Source organism: Amycolatopsis acididurans, assembly GCF_012328925.1.
GTDB lineage: Bacteria > Actinomycetota > Actinomycetes > Mycobacteriales > Pseudonocardiaceae > Amycolatopsis_E > Amycolatopsis_E acididurans.
In genome coordinates this window covers 223,481-241,189 of record NZ_JAAXLS010000009.1, presented here as the reverse complement: position 1 = coordinate 241,189, position 17,709 = coordinate 223,481, and the positions used below count along the sequence as shown (strand labels likewise).

The 17,709-nt window shown below is 72.1% G+C and carries 16 protein-coding genes; 10 read left to right on the top strand and 6 right to left on the bottom strand.

Annotated features, from left to right (window positions below):
• Together HFP15_RS16730 and HFP15_RS16725 are read right to left on the bottom strand one after the other, a co-directional pair.
• Window positions 1-1,175 (bottom strand): cation:proton antiporter (locus tag HFP15_RS16730; RefSeq protein WP_168516489.1); only part of this gene is annotated, 1,175 nt, incomplete at its 3' end.
• A 4-nt stretch (window positions 1,176-1,179) separates the two neighbouring features.
• The gene (locus HFP15_RS16725; protein WP_168516487.1) at window positions 1,180-1,662 is read right to left on the bottom strand and encodes a cation:proton antiporter regulatory subunit; all 483 of its coding nucleotides are present in this window, start codon (window positions 1,660-1,662) and stop codon (window positions 1,180-1,182) included.
• Between the two features lie 136 nt (window positions 1,663-1,798).
• Between HFP15_RS16725 and cmk the strand changes: the two genes are divergently transcribed.
• The 5 genes from cmk (at window position 1,799) to HFP15_RS16700 (ending at window position 9,793) form a co-directional block, all read left to right on the top strand.
• Window positions 1,799-2,503 carry a (d)CMP kinase gene (cmk, locus tag HFP15_RS16720; protein WP_168516539.1) on the top strand — a complete coding sequence of 235 codons (705 nt, stop codon included), beginning with the start codon at window positions 1,799-1,801 and terminating at the stop codon, window positions 2,501-2,503.
• Entirely contained in the window at window positions 2,500-3,159 is a 660-nt protein-coding gene (locus HFP15_RS16715; protein ID WP_168516485.1) for a lysophospholipid acyltransferase family protein, read from the top strand. The genes cmk and HFP15_RS16715 overlap by 4 nt, the downstream gene beginning before the upstream one ends.
• Window positions 3,156-4,577: a ribosome biogenesis GTPase Der gene (gene der, locus HFP15_RS16710; protein WP_168516483.1), complete on the top strand. Its 1,422-nt coding sequence runs from the start codon at window positions 3,156-3,158 to the stop codon at window positions 4,575-4,577. The genes HFP15_RS16715 and der overlap by 4 nt, the downstream gene beginning before the upstream one ends.
• Before the next feature lie 108 nt (window positions 4,578-4,685).
• Entirely contained in the window at window positions 4,686-8,543 is a 3,858-nt protein-coding gene (locus tag HFP15_RS16705) for a Pls/PosA family non-ribosomal peptide synthetase (RefSeq protein WP_168516481.1), read from the top strand.
• Window positions 8,540-9,793, top strand: coding sequence for a M1 family metallopeptidase (locus HFP15_RS16700; protein WP_246271746.1), 1,254 nt, complete (start codon window positions 8,540-8,542; stop codon window positions 9,791-9,793). Before HFP15_RS16705 ends, HFP15_RS16700 begins: the two co-directional genes overlap by 4 nt.
• A gap of 3 nt (window positions 9,794-9,796) precedes the next feature.
• On the opposite strand, the gene HFP15_RS16695 is transcribed toward HFP15_RS16700, so the two are convergent.
• A complete protein-coding gene (locus HFP15_RS16695) occupies window positions 9,797-10,573 on the bottom strand; it encodes an IclR family transcriptional regulator (RefSeq protein WP_246271745.1) in 777 nt (258 codons plus the stop codon).
• Between the two features lie 86 nt (window positions 10,574-10,659).
• Between HFP15_RS16695 and HFP15_RS16690 the strand changes: the two genes are divergently transcribed.
• From HFP15_RS16690 to HFP15_RS16680, 3 genes are read left to right on the top strand one after another with little or no spacing between them, the layout of a single operon-like run.
• On the top strand, window positions 10,660-12,102 hold the full coding sequence (locus tag HFP15_RS16690; RefSeq protein WP_168516477.1) for an aldehyde dehydrogenase (NADP(+)): 1,443 nt from the start codon (window positions 10,660-10,662) through the stop codon (window positions 12,100-12,102).
• Between the two features lie 7 nt (window positions 12,103-12,109).
• Window positions 12,110-12,709, top strand: coding sequence for a sulfite oxidase-like oxidoreductase (locus HFP15_RS16685; RefSeq protein ID WP_168516475.1), 600 nt, complete (start codon window positions 12,110-12,112; stop codon window positions 12,707-12,709).
• Window positions 12,679-13,425, top strand: coding sequence for a ferredoxin reductase (locus HFP15_RS16680; protein WP_168516473.1), 747 nt, complete (start codon window positions 12,679-12,681; stop codon window positions 13,423-13,425). Before HFP15_RS16685 ends, HFP15_RS16680 begins: the two co-directional genes overlap by 31 nt.
• 1 nt (window position 13,426) lies before the next feature.
• Here the strand turns inward: HFP15_RS16680 and HFP15_RS16675 are convergent, their stop codons facing one another.
• Complete coding sequence (locus tag HFP15_RS16675) at window positions 13,427-14,392, bottom strand: pirin family protein (protein ID WP_168516471.1); 966 nt, start codon at window positions 14,390-14,392, stop codon at window positions 13,427-13,429.
• 123 nt (window positions 14,393-14,515) lie between these two features.
• On the opposite strand from HFP15_RS16675, the gene HFP15_RS16670 reads away from it, so the two are divergent.
• Both HFP15_RS16670 and HFP15_RS16665 read left to right on the top strand, forming a co-directional pair.
• Window positions 14,516-15,148: a GntR family transcriptional regulator gene (locus tag HFP15_RS16670; protein ID WP_312871621.1), complete on the top strand. Its 633-nt coding sequence runs from the start codon at window positions 14,516-14,518 to the stop codon at window positions 15,146-15,148.
• The gene (locus HFP15_RS16665; RefSeq protein WP_168516469.1) at window positions 15,145-15,609 is read left to right on the top strand and encodes an OsmC family protein; all 465 of its coding nucleotides are present in this window, start codon (window positions 15,145-15,147) and stop codon (window positions 15,607-15,609) included. The genes HFP15_RS16670 and HFP15_RS16665 overlap by 4 nt, the downstream gene beginning before the upstream one ends.
• Here HFP15_RS16665 and HFP15_RS16660 read toward each other — a convergent pair.
• Window positions 15,606-16,700 (bottom strand): CaiB/BaiF CoA transferase family protein, encoded by a 1,095-nt coding sequence (locus HFP15_RS16660; RefSeq protein WP_168516467.1) that lies wholly within the window; start codon window positions 16,698-16,700, stop codon window positions 15,606-15,608. The genes HFP15_RS16665 and HFP15_RS16660 overlap by 4 nt on opposite strands.
• A gap of 1 nt (window position 16,701) precedes the next feature.
• Window positions 16,702-17,562: an acyl-CoA thioesterase gene (locus HFP15_RS16655; RefSeq protein ID WP_168516465.1), complete on the bottom strand. Its 861-nt coding sequence runs from the start codon at window positions 17,560-17,562 to the stop codon at window positions 16,702-16,704.
• Window positions 17,563-17,709: the final 147 nt, after the last annotated feature.

The window sequence follows — 17,709 nt, the reverse complement described above, 5'->3', positions numbered from 1 at the left end:
GGTTCTGTTTGGGGGGTTTTGCGTTGCAGGGTGCGGGCCACCGGTTCGACGATGCGTGCCGCGACCGGGCCGATGATCGCCATCAGCAGGACGTAGGCGGTGGCCAGTGCGGACAGCTCGTCGGTCGCCGCGCCCGCGGTCACCGCCAGGCCCGCGATGACGATCGAGAACTCGCCCCGTGCCACCAGCGCCGCACCGGCGCGGGCGCGGCCGAGCCGGCCGATGCGCTGCCTGCGCGCCGCCCACCAGCCGGTGGCCAGCTTCGTCACCGTCGTCGCCACGGCGAGCACCACGGCCCAGCCCAGCACGGGCGGGATCGAGGCCGGGTTGGTGTTGAGCCCGAAGACCACGAAGAACACGGCCGCGAACAGATCGCGCAGCGGTTCGAGCATGTGCGCGGCGTTCTCGGCCGTCGAGCCGGAGATCGCGATGCCGAGCAGGAAGGCGCCGACCGCCGCGGAGACCTGCATCGCCGAGGCGAGCCCCGCCACGAGCAGCGCCGCGCCGAGCACCCTGAGCAGGAACACCTCGCGGTCGGGGGAGTCCACCAGCGCCGAGACGTACCGGCCGAATTTGAGCGCGATCACCAGCACCACGGTGATCACCAGCAGCGAGATGCCCACGGCTTCGAGCCCGCCGAGGAAGCTCACGCCGCCGAGCACCGCCGTCAGGATCGGCAGGTACAGGGCCATCGCGAGGTCCTCGAACACCAGGATCGAGAGCACGACCGGGGTTTCGCGGTTACCGAGCCTGCCCAGGTCACCGAGCACCTTCGCGATGATCCCGGACGAGGAGATGTAGGTGACCCCGCCCATGACCATCGCGCCGACCGGGCCCCAGCCCAGGATCAGCGCGACCAGCACGCCGGGTGCCGCGTTGAGCACGATGTCGAGCAGGCCGGCCATCCAGGACCGTTTCAGCCCGGTGAACAGCTCCGCCGCGGAGTACTCCAGGCCCAGCAGCAACAGCAGCAGCACGACGCCGATCTCGCTGGCCAGGTGCGTGAAGTCGCCGATGTCGCCGAGCGGGATCAGGCCGCCCTGGCCGAAGGCGAGCCCGCCCAGCAGGTACAGCGGGATGGGGGACATCCCGATCTTGCCGGCGAGCCTGCCGAGCACGCCGAGGAAGAAGAAGACGCCGCCGAGTTCGATCAAGGAGAGTGCGGTGTGATCCATAGGCTCAGCCGTTTTTCAGGATCTTCAGGGCATTCTCCAGACCTTCGGAGGTGCCGACGGCCACCAGCACGTCGCCGGCGGTGAACGTGAAGTCCGGCGTGGGCGAGGGATGGACCTGGCCCGCCCGCATGACCGCCACGACGGACACACCGGTCCGGGTGCGCAACGCGGTGTCGCCGAGCGTTCTGCCGTCGAACGGCGCGTTCGGCTTGATCGGCAGCTGCCGCGTCTGGATACCGGGAAGCTCCCGGTGCTCCTCGGTCAGCTGCGCGACCAGCTGCGGCGCGCCGAGGAGGTTGGCCAGCGCGCCCGCCTCGTCCGCGGTCAGTGGCAGCGAGGCCAGGCAGGCGTCCGGATCGTCGGATTTGGACACGATCAGCTCTATCTGCCCGTCACGATGGGTGACCACGCCGACACGCCTTCCGCTGCGGAGGGCGAAATCCTTGCGGACCCCGATGCCGGGCAGGGGAGTCACTTCAACGTTCACGTCCGCTCACGTTACCGGTTTGCCCGGTTCGGCCCGGTGCGGCCACGCCCTGGCCTGCCAGGCAGAATGGAGCACCGGCAGGCACGACTTCGGCGAGGCACTAAGGAGAGCACCGGTGGCGGGAGCCCTACGAGGCGTGGTCGCGCTGGACGGTCCGTCGGGCACGGGCAAGACGACGGTCGCACGCAAGCTCGCCGAGCGCCTGAGTGCCGGCTACCTCGACACCGGGGCGATGTACCGGGTCGTGACCCTGGCCGTGCTGCGCGCGGGTGCCGATCCGGCGGACGCCGCGGCGGTCACCGCGATCGCGCGGCAGGCGGTGTTCACGATCGGCACGAGCCCAGGGCGGCCCGCCGTCGCGCTCGCGGGGCAGGACGTGGCCGCCGAGATCCGCGGCCCGGAGGTCAGCCACGCCGTGTCGCCGGTCTCGGCCGTGCCCGAGGTGCGCGAGCTGCTGGTGGCCCGGCAGCGCCGGATCATCGACGATGTGCTCGACGAGGTCGGCGGGATCGTGGTCGAGGGCCGCGACATCGGCACCGTCGTCGCACCGGACTCCCGGCTCAAGGTCTTCCTCACGGCGTCGGCGGAGGTGCGTGCGTCGCGGCGCGGCGCGCAGGACAGCGCGGCCGGACGCCAGGTGACGCACGCCGACACGCTGGCCGCGGTCAACCGCCGCGACCGGCTGGACTCGGGCCGCGCGGCCTCGCCGCTGCGCGCGGCCGAGGACGCGGTGCACCTGGACACCTCCGAACTGGACATCGACCAGGTCCTGGTCGCGCTGGTGGAGCTGGCGGGCAGGCGCGGGCTGCTCAGCGACTGCGCCGCGGAGGCCACGCGGTGAGCTCGGCGGGACTTCCCGAGGGCGCCAGCGGCCTGCTGCACGACTTCGGCAGGGCGATCGGGCGCGTGTGCTTCCGCCCGGCGTTCCGGATCCGCATCGACGGGCTGGAGCGGGTGCCCAGGACCGGCCCGGTGCTGCTGATCGCCAACCACAGCTCGATGGTCGAGCCGCAGCTCATCTTCGGAATGTTGCCGCGCCGCTCGGTGTTCCTCGTCAAGGAGGAGATGTTCACCGGGGCGATGGGGTGGTTTCTCCGCCGGATCGGCCAGGTGCCGGTCCGGCGGGGCGCACCGGACCGGGCGCCGCTGCTCACCCTCGGCAAGATCCTGCGGGACGGCGGCCTAGTCGGGGTCTTCCCGGAAGGCACCAGGGGCGAGGGCGACGTGGCCAGCGCCGAGCGCGGCGCGGCGTTCCTGCTGCGCGGGTCGGACGCGCTGGTGCTGCCGGTGGCGGTGCGCGGCACCCGGCGCCCCGCGGATCGCCAGCGCCGGTTCCGCCCGAGGGTGGACGTGCTGGTGGGGGACCCGTTCCCGCTCGAGGTCGGCAAGGGCCGGGCCGGGCTGGAAGCCGCCACCGAGAAACTGCGGGCCGAGTTGGCGGCCCTGGTGCGCACGCTGGACGAGCGGCGCGCCCAATTCGAGAAAGCGAAGTTATGACTGAGGTAGACGGCACCTGGTCCGACGAGGCGGAGTTCGCCGCGCTCGACGCCGGAGTGGACGGTGGCCAGGAGGCGGAGGAAGCCCAGCTGAGTCAGCCGGTGCTGGCCGTCGTCGGCCGCCCCAACGTGGGCAAGTCGACGCTGGTGAACCGCATCCTCGGCCGCCGGGAGGCGGTCGTGCAGGACACCCCGGGCGTGACCAGGGACCGCATCGCCTACGACGCGCTGTGGAACGGCCGCCGGTTCACGATCGTGGACACCGGTGGCTGGGAGCCCGGCGCGAGCGGCCTGCAGGGCGCGATCGCGGCACAGGCCGAGCTGGCGATGTCCACTTCGGACGCCGTGCTGCTCGTGGTGGACGCCTCGGTGGGCGCCACGACCACCGACGAGGCGGTCGCGAAGGTGCTGCGGCGCTCGAAGCGTCCGGTGATCCTGGCCGCGAACAAGGTGGACGACCAGCGGCTGATGGCGGAGGTCGCGTCGCTGTGGTCGCTGGGGCTCGGCGAGCCGCAGCCGGTCAGTGCGCTGCACGGCCGCAGCTCGGGTGACCTGCTCGACAAGATCGTGGAGGCGCTGCCGGACGCGCCGCGCGAAGGCACGCCCACCGCGGGACCGCGCCGGGTGGCGCTGGTCGGCAAGCCGAACGTCGGCAAGTCCAGCCTGCTCAACAAGCTCACCGGGGAACAGCGCGCGGTCGTCGACTCGGTCGCCGGCACCACGGTGGACCCGGTGGACTCGATGGTCGAGCTGGACGGGCAGTTGTGGCGCTTCGTCGACACCGCGGGCCTGCGCAAGCGCGTGCACACCGCGAACGGCACCGAGTACTACGCGTCCCTGCGCACCAAGGCGGCGATCGACGCCTCCGAGGTCGTGATCGTGTTGCTGGACGCGGCCGAACCACTGTCCGAACAGGACCTGCGGGTGCTGACGATGGTGGTCGAGGCGGGCCGCGCGTGCGTGCTGGCGTTCAACAAGTGGGACCTCGTCGACGAGGACCGGCGCTACCAGCTGGAGAAGGAACTGGACCGCGGGCTGGTGCGGGTGCCGTGGGCGGAGCGGGTGAACATCTCCGCGCTGACCGGCCGTTCGGTGCGCAAACTCGCCCCGGCGCTGCGCACCGCGCTCGAGTCGTGGGACCAGCGCGTGCCGACCGGCCAGCTCAACGGCTGGCTGTCGGACCTGGTCGCGGCCACCCCGCCGCCCGTGCGGGGCGGCAAGCAGCCGAAGGTGCTGTTCGCGACGCAGGCGGCCATCCGCCCGCCGACGCTGGTGTTGTTCACCACGGGCTTTCTGGAGGCGGGCTACCGGCGGTTCATCGAGCGCAAGTTCCGGGAACGCTTCGGGTTCGAGGGTTCCCCGGTGCGCATCAACGTGCGGGTGCGGGAAAAGAAGCCCAAGGGCAAGAAGGTTAAGTGACCTCACCGCAACGTCGGGTTCACCTTCCGGTAAGCTGATCGGTCGCACCGGGCCCCTCACCGTTTCGAGAGCAGGCCCCCCTGGCTCCGGAAGGTGAGTGACCGGTTGATGTCTGCCCCCGCGATGGCGACACCCGCGGTTGACAGCAGGCCCCGCGCGCTGTTCTGGTCGGGGCTCGCGGCGAGCGAACGCACTTTGCTGGACGTGCTCGCCGCCACGGCCGAACGGCACCCCGGCGCCGACGCGATCGACGACGGCGAGCGCGTGCTCAGCTACCGCAAGCTCGCCGACGAGGTGGACGCGCTGCGCACGCGCCTCGCCGCGGCCGGGATCGGCGTCGGCGACCGGGTGGGCGTGCGCATCTCCTCGGGTACCGCCGAGCTGTACGTCGCGATCCTCGGCGTGCTGGCCGCCGGTGCCGCCTACGTTCCGGTCGACGCCGACGATCCGGCCGAACGCGCCGAACTGGTCTTCGGCGAGGCCCGGGTGTGCGCCGTGCTCACCGACGGCGGGCAGCTGACCCAGTGCCTCCCGCCCGGCGAGCATCCCGGGCTGCCCGCTCCCGGCGACGACGCATGGATCATCTTCACCTCCGGGTCCACCGGGAAACCGAAGGGCGTCGCGGTCACGCACGCCGCCGCGGCGGCCTTTGTGGACGCCGAGGCCGAACTGTTCCTGCGCGACGAGCCCATCGGCCCCGGCGACCGCGTGCTGGCGGGGCTGTCGGTCGCGTTCGACGCCTCCTGCGAGGAAATGTGGCTGGCGTGGCGGCACGGCGCGTGTCTGGTGCCCGCGCCGCGCGCGCTCGTGCGCACCGGGGTCGACCTCGGGCCGTGGCTGATCGCGCAGCGCATCACGATCGTCTCGACGGTGCCGACGCTGGCCGCGCTGTGGCCCGCCGACGCGCTGGAAGAGGTGCGGCTGCTCATCTTCGGCGGCGAGGCCTGCCCACCGGAACTGGCCGAACGCGTCGCCGTCGAGGGTCGCGAGGTGTGGAACACCTATGGCCCGACCGAGGCGACCGTCGTCGCGTGCGCCGCGCAGCTGACCGGAGAAGAACCGGTCCGGATCGGGCTTCCCTTGCTGGGCTGGCAGCTCGCGGTGGTCGACGAGCAGGGCGAACCGGTCGCGATGGGGGAGAGCGGCCAGCTGGTGATCGGGGGCGCCGGGCTCGCGCGCTACCTCGATCCGGTCAAGGACGCGGAAAAGTTCGCCCCGCTGCCCGCGCTGGGCTGGCAGCGCGCCTACCGCAGCGGCGATCTGGTGCGCGCCGAGGCCGAAGGGCTGGTGTTCCTCGGCCGGGCCGACGAGCAGGTCAAGCTCGGCGGCCGCCGCATCGAACTCGGTGAGGTCGACGCCGCCCTGCAAGCACTTCCCGGGGTGGCCGGTGGCGCGGCCGCGATCCGCGAAACCGCGGCGGGCAACCAGATTCTCGTCGGTTACGTCGTGCCCTCCGGCGAGTTGGACACCGACGCCGCGTCCGCGCTGCTGCGCGAGAAGCTGCCCGCCGCGCTGGTGCCGCTGCTCGCGGTCGTGGCCGGCCTGCCGACCCGCACCTCCGGCAAGGTGGACCGCGCGGCCCTGCCCTGGCCACTGTCCACAGTGGAATCCGCAGGCGCCCATGAACTGTCGCCGACGGAGGCCTGGCTCGCGGAGGGCTGGGCGGAGATCCTTGGCGTATCGGTCGGTGATCCCGACGCCGACTTCTTCACGCACGGCGGCGGCAGCCTGACCGCCGCCCAGCTGATCGCCAGGATCCGGACCCGCCACCCCCAGGTCTCCGTCAGCGACATCTACCAGAACCCGGCGCTCGGTGCGCTCGCGGCGCTGCTGGACGGGCTGGACGCCACCGAGACGGCGCGGCGCGAGGTCAAGCCGGTGCCGCGGCGAACCGGCGTCGCGCAGACGGTGCTGATGCTGCCGCTGCTGACGCTCGTCGGCTTGCGCTGGACGACGATTCTCGCGGCGCTGTCTACGGCGGGCTCGCTGTTCGGCGTGGCGTGGGCCCCTTCGGTGCCGTGGTGGGGTCTGGTGGTGGCCTGGTTCGTGCTGTTCAGCCCGGCCGGACGCATCGCGATCTCCGCCGCCGGTGCGCGGCTGCTGCTGCGCGGGGTGCGGCCGGGGAGGTACCCGCGCGGTGGCCGCGTCCACTTGCGACTGTGGACCGCCGAGAAGCTGGCCGAGTTCAGTGGTGCCGGCGAGGTGTCCGGCGCGTCGTGGATGACGCACTACGCGAAGGCGCTCGGCGCGAAGATCGGCAAGGACGTCGACCTGCACTCGCCGCCGCCGGTCACCGGGCTGCTCAAACTCGGCCGCGGCGCGGCGATCGAGCCCGAGGTCGATCTCTCCGGGTACTGGGTGGACGGCGACGTCGTGCACATCGGCAAGATCCGGGTCGGCGCCGGCGCGCGGGTAGGGGCGCGCAGCACGCTGTTCCCCGGCGCCCGGATCGGCAAGGGCGCCGAGATCGCGGCGGGTTCCACGGTGACCGGCGCGGTGCCCGCGGGCCAGCGCTGGGCCGGTTCGCCCGCCCAGCGGGACGGCAAGGACGCGTTGCGGTGGCCCTCGGGCAGCCCGCGGCGGTCCCGGTTGTGGGCCTTCGCCTACGGCGCGACCTCGCAGGTACTGGGCTTGCTGCCCGCGATCGCGGCGCTGCCCGGTATCGCCGTGGTCGCCGCGTCGATCGCCGGGGCGCCCTCGCTCGGCCGCGCCCTGCTGGCGGTGCCGGCGGCCACCGTCGTCTACTTCCTGACCTACGCACTGCTGATCCTGGCCGGTGTGCGTGCGCTCGGCATCGGCATGCGGGAGGGCTACCACCCGGTGCACGGCCGGATCGCGTGGCAGGTGTGGGCGACCGAACGCCTGATGGACATGGCTCGCACCGCGCTGTTCCCGTTGTACGCCAGCCTGTTCACGCCGGTGTGGCTGCGGCTGCTCGGGGCCAGGATCGGGCGGGACGTGGAGGCGTCCACGGTGCTCGCGCTGCCGAAGATGACCAAAGTGGACAACGGCGCGTTCCTCGCCGACGACACCATGGTCGCCACCTACGAACTGGGCCACGGCTGGCTGCACGTGGCCCGCGCCCGCATCGGAAAGCAGGCCTTCCTCGGCAACTCGGGAATGACCGCGCCCGGTCGCGCGGTGCCCAAGGGCGGGCTCGTCGGGGTGCTGTCCTCGACGCCGCGCAAGGCGAAGAAGGGCTCGTCGTACCTGGGCATGCCGCCGATGCCGTTGCGTCGCACGGTGGAGTCCGGCGACGCGAGCCGCACCTACCAGCCGCCGCTGCGGCTGAAGGTGGCCCGTGCCGCGGTCGAGGTGTGCCGGATCGTGCCGGTGATGTGCGGGGCCGCGCTCGCGGTGCTGGTGCTCGCCGCGCTGGCGGCGGTGTGGTCGGCGGCCGGGCTGTGGGCCGCGGCGCTGCTTTCCGGTGCCGTGCTGGCGTCTGCCGGTGTGGCCGCCGCACTGCTCGCCGTGGTGATGAAGTGGCTGCTGGCCGGCCGGTTCCGTGCCGTGGAGCGTCCACTGTGGAGTTCGTTCGTGTGGCGCAACGAGCTGGCCGACACGTTCGTCGAGACGCTCGCGGTGCCGTGGCTGGTCGGCTCGCTGGGCGGCACGCCGCTGCTGCCTGCCTGGCTGCGTGCGATGGGCGCGCGCATCGGGCGCGGCGTGTGGCTGGAGACGTACTGGCTGCCCGAGTCGGACCTGGTGACCCTCGGCGACGGCGCGACCATCAACCGCGGCTGTGTCGTGCAGACGCACCTGTTCCATGATCGGATCATGAGCATGAGCGAGGTGACGCTGGCCGAAGGCGCGACACTCGGGCCGCACGGCATCGTGCTGCCCGGTGCCGGCATCGGCGCGCGCACGACGGTCGGCCCCGGTTCGCTGGTGACCAGGGGCGACGCGGTGCCCGCCGACTCGCGGTGGCTGGGCAATCCGATCGCGTCCTGGGGGCGCCGGGCTTGAGCTACCTCCCCGACCACGGCGACGAGACGTATCACGTCGCCCGCTACGACCTGCGCCTGGACTACAAGATCGTGCCGAACCGGCTGTCCGCGCACGCGGTGCTCACCGCCGTCGCGCGCCGGCAGCTGTCGCGGTTCACGCTCGATCTGTCCGGCTTCAAGGTGAGTGCGGTCCGGGTCGACGGTCGTGCCGCCAAGTTCGCCCGCCGCGGGCACCGGATGACGGTCAAACCGGCGCGGCCGCTCGCGGAGGGCGCGGAGTTCGCCGTCGAGGTCCGGTACTCGGGCAATCCGCGCCCGGTCGGCGGCCGGTGGGGCGACATCGGCTGGGACGAGCTCACCGACGGCGCGCTCGTGGCGAGCCAGCCGATCGGGGCCCCGTCGTGGTTCCCGTGCAACGACCGGCCGGGGGACAAGGCGTCCTACACGGTCGCGGTGACCACGTCCTCGGCCTATCGGGTCCTCGTCACCGGTGATCTGGTGTCGCGGCAGGCGGGCGCGAGCGCGACGACGTGGGTCTTCCAGCGCCGCGAGCCGACCTCGACCTACCTGATGAGTGTCCAGATCGGACGGTACGACGAACTGCCGTTGCCCGGCCCGGTGGCACAGCGCGTCGCGGTGCCGCGGCGGCTGCGGGACAAGGCGTCCGCCGATTTCGGCCGCCAGCCGGAGATGATGGCCTGCTTCGAGCGGCTGTTCGGGCCCTACCCGTTCGGTGAGTACGTCGTGGTGGTGACCGACGACGATCTCGAGGACCCGATCGAGGCGCAGGGCATGGCCATCTTCGGGGCGAACCACGTCGACGGCCGGTGTGGTTTCGAGCGGCTGGTGGCGCACGAGCTGGCGCACCAGTGGTTCGGTAACAGCCTCACCATCGCGCGGTGGCAGGACATCTGGCTCAACGAGGGATTCGCGACCTACGCCGAATGGCTGTGGTCGCAGGAATCCGGCGGCCCGGGCGTGGCCGAGCTGGTCCGGGAGTGGGGCGCGCGGGTGCCCGGTTCCGCGTTCCCGATCGGCGACCCGGGTGTGGCGCACCTGTTCGATCCGCCGGTGTACAAGCGGGGCGCGCTGACGCTGCACGCGTTGCGAGGCCGCGTGGGCGACGAGCGGTTCTTCGCCATGCTGCGCTCGTGGGCGACCGTGTGGCGGCACGGCGCGGTGACCACGGCGGATTTCGTCGCGCACGCCGAAGCGCACGCGGGGGAGCCGCTGGGCGGGTTCTTCGCGGAGTGGCTGGGCCGCTGGTAGCGGTCAGCGAATTCCCGCGTGCCGCAGGCGGCGGCCCAGGTTCGCCGCCGTCTCGGCCAGGATCTCGCCCAGTGTGACTGCTTCGGCGTCGGTCACCTCGTCCACCGGGATCGCGCAGCTGAGCGCGTCCGTGCCGGGAATGCGGTAGGGCACCACCGCCGCCACGCACCGCAGTCCCGCGGTGCTTTCCTCGACCTCGGTCGCGAAACCGCGCCGGCGGATGGTGTCGCATTCCTGCCGCAGGGCCGCCACCGAGGTGAGGGTGTTCGGCGTCAGCGAGATCAGCCGCTCCGGATACAGCGCCGCGATCTCGTCCTGCGTCAGCTCCGCCAGCAGCGCCTTGCCCAGCGCCGTCGAGTACGCGGGCAGTGCGCGCCCCACCCGCGACACGGAGCGTTTCGCGTTCCGCGATTCCCGTGTCTCCAGGTACACGATCTGCCCGCCGTCCCGCCGCGCGTAGTGCGCCGTGAACCCCGTGCGCTCCCGCAGATCCTCCAGTGTCTCCCGCGCGAACCGCATCGCCGGATCGCGGTCCAGGTAGGCCGTGCCGCACAACAACGCGCGCATGCCGAGCCGGTACCGCGTCGCGGCGGCGTCCGCCTCCAGCCATCCCGCCTCGGTCAGCGTGCGCAGCAGCCCGTGCAGGCTCGACCGCGGGATACCGGTGATCGTGTGCAGCTCCGACAACGACAGCCACGCGTCCCGCACCGCGAACGCCTCCAGCAGCTCCACCGTGCGCCGCGCGGACTTCACCCCGGACTGCTCGGCCACCTCCGGCATACGTCCTCCGTTGACCCGTGTTCCTGGCGACGAATAGTATTCAAGATACGGGATCATGTTCATGTATGTGAACAAGGAAGGGAAATATGGATACCCAGTCGAGCGAACTGAACCGGGTGCTCGCCGCGGCGGCGGCCGCCGCGCCCCGGCTCGCGGAGACGACGCCCGCCCAGCGGGCCGGGTGGCTCGCCGCCGCGGCGGATGCCCTCGACGCCGCCGCGGCGGAGCTGATCCCGCTCGCCGCGCAGGAAACACACCTGCCCGAAGCGCCGCGGCTGCGCGGCGAACTCGCCCGCACCACGTTCCAGCTGCGCCTGTTCGGCGACGTGCTGCGCGACGGCGCCTTCCTCGGCGCGACGATCGATCACGCCGATCCGGACTGGCCGATGGGCCCGCGCCCGGACATCCGCCGCACCGTCGTGCCGATCGGCCCGGTGCTGGTGTTCGCCGCCAGCAACTTCCCGTTCGCGTTCAGCGTCGCCGGCGGGGACACCGCCTCGGCGCTCGCCGCGGGCTGCCCGGTCGTGCTGAAGGCGCACCCCGGTCACCCCGAACTGTCCGAACGCACCGGCCGGATCGTGCGCGAGGCGCTCGTCGGCGCCGGCGCACCGGAGGGGATCTTCGACGTCATCTCCGGGGTCGACGCCGGAGTCGAGGCGCTGAAGGACCCGCGTGTCCTCGCGGCGGCCTTCACCGGATCGGTGCCCGGCGGGCGCGCGCTGTTCGACATCGCCGTGGCGCGGCCGACGCCGATCCCGTTCTACGGCGAGCTGGGCAGCGTCAATCCCGTCGTCGTCACGCCGGGGGCGGTCAAGGCGCGTGGCGCCGAGGTGGCCAAGGGCTACGTCGGCTCGTTCACGCTGGGCGCCGGGCAGTTCTGCACCAAACCGGGCCTGCTCTTCCTGCCGGAGGGCCACGGCCTCGACGACGCGCTGCGCGAGGCGGTGCGGGCGGTGTCGGCGCAGCCGATGCTCAACGACCGCATCGCGAACGGCTACCAGCAGAGCACCGCACGGCTGCGTGCGGAGCCGTCGGTGACGGTGCTCGCCGCGCCCGAGGAAGCCGGATTCGAGCCGGCGCTGCTGACCGTGCGGGGCGTGGACTTCCGCAAGGCCGGTGAAATCGTGCGCTCGGAGTGCTTCGGCCCGACGTCGATCGTGGTCACCTACTCCGGGCAGGACGAACTGCGGGAACTGCTCGGGGAGCTCGAGCCGGGCCTGACCGCGACCGTGCACGGCGAGGAGTCCGAGGCCGAGGACCTCCGGGCGATCATGCCCGCGCTCACCCGGATCGCGGGGCGGCTGTTGTGGAACGACTGGCCGACGGGCGTTACCGTGAGCTGGGCGCAGCAGCACGGTGGTCCGTACCCGGCCACCACCGCGCCCACCACGACGTCGGTCGGCACCGCCGCCATCGAGCGTTTCCTGCGCCCGGTGGCCTGGCAGGGCTTCCCCGACGCCCTGCTTCCCCCGCCGTTGCGGGAAGCGAACCCGTGGCAGCTGCCGCGACGCGTCGACGGCGAGAGGTGAGACGTAGTTGGGCATCGTGACTCCCGGGTTCACCGGGCGCGGGCGGGGCGGTGACGTGCCGTTGCCGCCCGGGCAGTACCTGGGGAAGGGCTTCCCGGTGCTCTCGGTGGGACCGACGCCGAAAGTGCCGCTCGAGACCTGGGAGTTCACGATCACCACCGAGGCCGGGGTGAAGCACAGCTGGTCGTGGGCGGAACTGCGGGCGCTTCCCGCGCAGGAGCCGACCGTGGACATCCACTGCGTCACCAAGTGGTCGAAGCTGGGCACGCACTGGCGCGGCGTCTCGCTCGACACGCTGATGGCCGGCGTGGACACCGCCGCGGACTTCGTGCTGGTGCACTCCTACGACGGCTACACCACCAACCTGCCGCTGGAGGATCTGCTCGACGGGCAGGCGTGGATCGCGTTCGACCACGACGGCGAGGACCTCGCGCCCGAACACGGCGGGCCCGCCCGGCTGCTGGTGCCGCATCTGTACTTCTGGAAGTCCGCGAAGTGGGTCTATGACATCGAGCTGACGCTCGAGAACGAACCGGGCTTCTGGGAGGCGGCCGGCTACCACGACTACGGGGACCCATGGCGCGAGCAGCGGTACCAGGGCGACTGAGCTGGCGCGTCGCGCGGCTGGCCGCCGTGCGCGACGAGACGCCCACCGCCCGCACACTCGTCCTCGACGTGCCCGGCTGGCCGGGACACCTGCCCGGCCAGCACGTGGACGTCAAGCTCACCGCGGAGGACGGTTACAGCGCACAGCGCAGCTACTCGGTGGCCGCGCCCGCCGACGGCGAACGTGTCGAGCTGACCGTGCAGCGCGTCGGCGACGGTGAGGTTTCCCCGCATCTCACCGGCGTTTTCTCGATCGGTGATCCGGTGGAGGTGCGGGGCCCGATCGGCGGCTGGTTCGTGTGGCGCGATACCGCGCCGGAACCGGTGCTGCTGATCGCGGGCGGTTCGGGCATCGTGCCGCTGATGGCCATGATCCGGGCCCGTCGCGCCGCCGGCGCGCGCACGCCGTTCCGGTTGCTGTACTCGGTGCGCACCCCCGCCGAGGTCTACTACGCCGGCGAACTGCGGCAGGCGGCGCTCACCGGCGTTGAAGTGTCCTTTGTGTACACCCGCGAGACGCCGGAGGGCTGGCCGCGGCCGCCGAAACGGATCGGCGTCGCCGACCTGAACGCCGGGGGCTGGCCCGCGGAGTTCGCTCCGGCCTGTTTCGTGTGCGGGCCCACGGGTTTCGTGGAGACCGCGGCCGACATCCTGCTCGCACTCGGCCACGACGCGCGCCGGATCAAGACGGAGCGGTTCGGGCCGACGGGGACGTGACTCAGGTGTGGGGGAGGTGCTCGGCGGGAACGACCCCGAAGCGGCCCGCCTGGTAGTCCTCGAACGCGGCCACCACTTCCTCGCGCGTGTTCATCACGAACGGGCCGTACTGCACGACCGGTTCGCGGATCGGGAGCCCGCCCAGCAGCAGCAGTTCCAGGTTCGGCTCCGCGGCGGGCTGGCTCGTGGCGGCGCCGAAGGTCAGCGCACCGCCGTCGCCGAAGACGGCCAGCTGTCCCTTGTGGACCGGTCGTTCGCCTGTGCCGACGGTGCCGTTGCCCGCGAGCACGTAACCGAGCGCGTTGAAGTCCGCGCGCCACGGGATCCGCAGCCGCGCGCCGGGGCTGACCGTGGCGTGGATCATCGTGATCGGCGTGTACGTCGAGCCGGGGCCCTCGTGCCCGTCGATCCCGCCGGCGATGACCCGCAACAGCGCCCCGCCGTCGTCGGAGGACAGCAGTTTCGCCTGCGTGGCGCGGATGTCCTGGTAGCGGGGCGGGGTGAACTTGCTGGCCCGCGGGAGGTTCACCCACAGCTGCACGCCGTGGAACAGCCCGCCCGACACGACGAGGTCCTCCGGCGGCTTCTCGATGTGCAGGATCCCGCTGCCCGCGGTCATCCACTGGGTGTCGCCGTTGGTGATGAGCCCGCCGCCGCCGTGCGAGTCGGCGTGCTCGAACACGCCGTCGAGCATGTAGGTCACGGTTTCGAAGCCGCGGTGGGGATGCCACGGCGTGCCCTTCGGCTCGCCGGGCGCGTACTCGACCTCGCCCATCTGGTCCATGTGGATGAACGGGTCCAGCACCGCCGAGGAGATCCCGGCGAACGCACGGCGCACCGGGAATCCTTCTCCTTCGTAACCGGTGGGGGCCGTGCTCACGGCGCGCACGGGGCGCTCCGCGACGGTGGCGGGGTCGGGGGTGCTGACGCGCGGCAGGGTCAGGGTGTCCGCGGTGATGGCCGGCATCGTGTCTCCTCAAAGTGGTTCGACGCTCAACATCTTGCTCGGAAAACACCTCGGAGTCCAGATCGATTCCCGATCCGCGGCGGCGCATTTTGGTATACATTGCATACGAGCGAGGAGGTGCGGGTGCCGTCGGTGTATGAGCAGGTCCGCGGGCTGATCGTGCTGGGTGCGTACCCGGCCGGGCAGCCGATCACGGAGCAGGAGCTGTGTGCGCGGCTCGGCGTCAGCCGCACGCCGGTCCGCGAGACGCTGCGGCGCCTGGAAAGCGACGGCCTGGTGCGGGCCGCGCGCCGCGGGGTGACCGTGGTGGAACTGGACGCGAAGGCGTTGCGCGACGCTTACCGCATGCGCGCCGCGCTGGACGCGCTGACCGCGGAGCTGGCCGCGCGCCGGCAGCAGGCCGGAAAGCTCGCGCCCGCGGATCTGGGCCGCCTCGCCGAGTACGCCGATCGGGCCGATCGCGCGACGCGTGGCGGTGACCTGGTCGAGGGCACCCGGCACAACCGGGCCTTCCATGCCTGGATCGCGACGCTCGCCGACAACCCGATGGTCGCGGACGCGCTGGAGCGGATCTGGGACCAGATCATCGTCTCGACCCGTGTCTCGCTGGCCGCGCCCGCCAGGACGGCGCGGGTGGACGACGAGCACCGCCGGATGATCTCCGCCATCGAAGGCGGCCGTCCCGGCGAGGCGGCCGCCGCTGCCCGCGAGCACGTCCTGGCGACGATGTCCGCTGTTTCCGAAGGAGTGTCATGAGCAGGGAGCACGACTATCGCGTCACCGTGCGCTGGACCGGCAACACCGGCGCGGGCACCGAGAACTACCGCGGCTACGGCCGCGACCACGACGTGACCGCCGAGGGCAAGCCGACGCTGCGGGGCAGCGCCGACCCGGCGTTCCGGGGAACGCCGGACCGGTGGAACCCGGAGGAGCTCTTGGTCGCCGCGCTGTCGGAGTGCCACATGCTGACCTACCTCTCGCTGTGCGCTCGCGACGGCGTCGTCGTGACCGCCTACGTGGACGCGGCGAGCGGCACGATGCGGGAGGCGCCCGGCGGCAGCGGCCGGTTCACCGAGGTCGTGCTGCGTCCCGAGGTGACCCTCGCCGATCCCGCCATGATCGCCAAGGCGGAATCACTGCACGAGCGGGCGCACGCGACGTGTTTCATCGCCAACTCGGTCAGCTTTCCGGTGCGGCACGAGCCGAAGACCGGTTAGGCGCCCCAGTCCTCGAGCACCGCGGCGGTGTCGGCGCCGGGCTTGTGCGGGGGCTTCGGTTTCGCGGCCGGGGTGCGCGAGAACCGCGGCGCGGGGGCGGCCTGCGACACGCCGTCGACCGAGATGATCGACTCCCGCGCGGCCATGTGCGGATGCGCGGCGGCCTCCTCGAACGCCAGCACCGGCGTCACGCACGCGTCGGTCCCGGCGAAGATCTCCGCCCACTCGTCGCGCGTCTTGGACACGATCACCTCGGTGAACCGCGCGCGCATGCGGGGCCAGCCCGAGCGGTCCAGCTGTGCGGGCAGGTCCTCGCCGTCCAGGCCGAGGCCCTTGAGGAAAGCCGCGTAGAACTGCGGTTCCAGGCAGCCGACCGCGAGGTAGCGGCCGTCGGCGCAGGTGTAGGTGTCGTAGAACGGGGCGCCGCCGTCGAGCAGGTTCGACGCGCGCTCGTCGCTCCACGCCCCGGCGCCGCGGAAGGCCCACATCATCTGCATGAGCACGCTCGCGCCGTCGACCATCGCGGCGTCCACGACCTGGCCCTTGCCCGAACGCTGCCGTTCCCACAGCGCCGCCAGCACCCCGGCGACGAGGAACATCGAGCCACCACCGAAGTCGCCGACCAGGTTCAGCGGCGGGGCCGGCGGCTCACCGGTGCGGCCCATCGCGTGCAACGCGCCGGTGAGGGAGATGTAGTTGAGGTCGTGCCCGGCGCGCTGAGCCATCGGCCCGTCCTGGCCCCAGCCGGTCATCCGGCCGTAGACGAGGCCCGGGTTGACCGCGTGACAGTGCTCCGGTCCGACGCCGAGGCGTTCGGTGACCCCGGGCCGCATCCCTTCCAGCAGCACGTCGGCCTTCGCGGCCAGGCGCAGCACCAGTTCGCGGCCCTCGCCGGTCTTGAGGTCGGCGGCGACCGAACGCCGGTTGCGCAGCAGGTGATCGCCGTTGTCACCGGTCGGATCGAAGCCCTTGGTGGGGCGGTCCACGCGCACGACGTCCGCGCCGAGGTCCGCCAGCACCATCGCGGCGTGCGGGCCGGGCCCGATGCCGGCTAGTTCGACGACACGCAACCCGGTCAGTGGTCCGGTCAACTCAGTGCTCCTTCTGCGCGTGGATCAGGCCCTCTTGGGCGACGCTCGCGATGAGCGTCCCGTCACGATGGAAGATGCGGCCCTGCGCCAGCCCGCGCAGATCACTCACCGCGGGACTGCTCTTGGCGAACAGCAGCCAGTCGTCGAGGCGGACCTCGTTGTGAAACCACACGACGTGATCCAGCGAGGTCATGGCGGCGACGTCCGCGCGGGGCCGGGCGCGCAGCAGCGCCGAGACGAACGTGAGGTCACTGAAGTACGTGATGATCGCGGCCGGGCTGACGCGGCCCTGGGTGTCCCAGCCGAGCGGGCGCACCCACAGATCGCGCATGAACCGGGCCCGCTTGTCCATTCCCGGATCCTCGGCGACGGCGGGGCGCAGGTCGAACACGGTGCTCGGGTCGACCTGCCACGCGCTCGGATGCTGGATGCCCAGCGGTGAGCAGTCCTCTGGTTCCGGAGCCGATGGCGGGTCGGTTTGGTACGCGGTGCCGGAGTGGTCGGTGGTGAACGAGGACTCCAGGCACAGGATCGGCTCGCCGTGCTGGATCGCGGTGACCCGGCGGCGCTTGAAGTTGCGGCCCTCCTGCAGCCGGTCCACCCGGAACACGACGCGCGAGCCGGTGTCGCCGGGGCGCAGAAAGTAGGCGTGCAGCGAATGCGGGACGGTCAGCGGGTCGGTGGTGCGTTCCGCCGCGACCAGCGCCTGGGCGCACACCTCGCCACCGAACAGCCGCTGTCCCGGCTCGGTGGCCGTGCGGCTGCGGAAGATGTCGAGCTCGATCGGCTCGAGATCGAGCGCGTCCAGCAGTGGCACCAACCCAGGCGCCTGCGGTGGCGCCGATCCGACAGACTGTGACATCAGGCTCCTCACCGGGCGCCGGGTTCTCCGGCCTCGCCCGATTCAAACACAGTGCTCCATCCGGCGGCGCGCGTGGTGAAACGTTCATCACGCCGCGCCCTCACTCGCGCTCCGGTGCGGCGGGGGAGCCTGGTAACGCCGTTTTCA

Bases quoted from the DNA above. Each gene is read 5' to 3' on its own strand.
- der (WP_168516483.1), top strand. From the start codon at position 3,156: ATGACTGAGGTAGACGGCACCTGGTCCGACGAGGCGGAGTTCGCCGCG.
- HFP15_RS16705 (WP_168516481.1), top strand. From the start codon at position 4,686: ATGTCTGCCCCCGCGATGGCGACACCCGCGGTTGACAGCAGGCCCCGC.
- HFP15_RS16695 (WP_246271745.1), bottom strand. From the start codon at position 10,573: ATGCCGGAGGTGGCCGAGCAGTCCGGGGTGAAGTCCGCGCGGCGCACG.
- HFP15_RS16690 (WP_168516477.1), top strand. From the start codon at position 10,660: ATGGATACCCAGTCGAGCGAACTGAACCGGGTGCTCGCCGCGGCGGCG.
- HFP15_RS16680 (WP_168516473.1), top strand. From the start codon at position 12,679: ATGGCGCGAGCAGCGGTACCAGGGCGACTGAGCTGGCGCGTCGCGCGG.
- HFP15_RS16675 (WP_168516471.1), bottom strand. From the start codon at position 14,392: ATGCCGGCCATCACCGCGGACACCCTGACCCTGCCGCGCGTCAGCACC.
- HFP15_RS16665 (WP_168516469.1), top strand. From the start codon at position 15,145: ATGAGCAGGGAGCACGACTATCGCGTCACCGTGCGCTGGACCGGCAAC.
- HFP15_RS16655 (WP_168516465.1), bottom strand. From the start codon at position 17,562: ATGTCACAGTCTGTCGGATCGGCGCCACCGCAGGCGCCTGGGTTGGTG.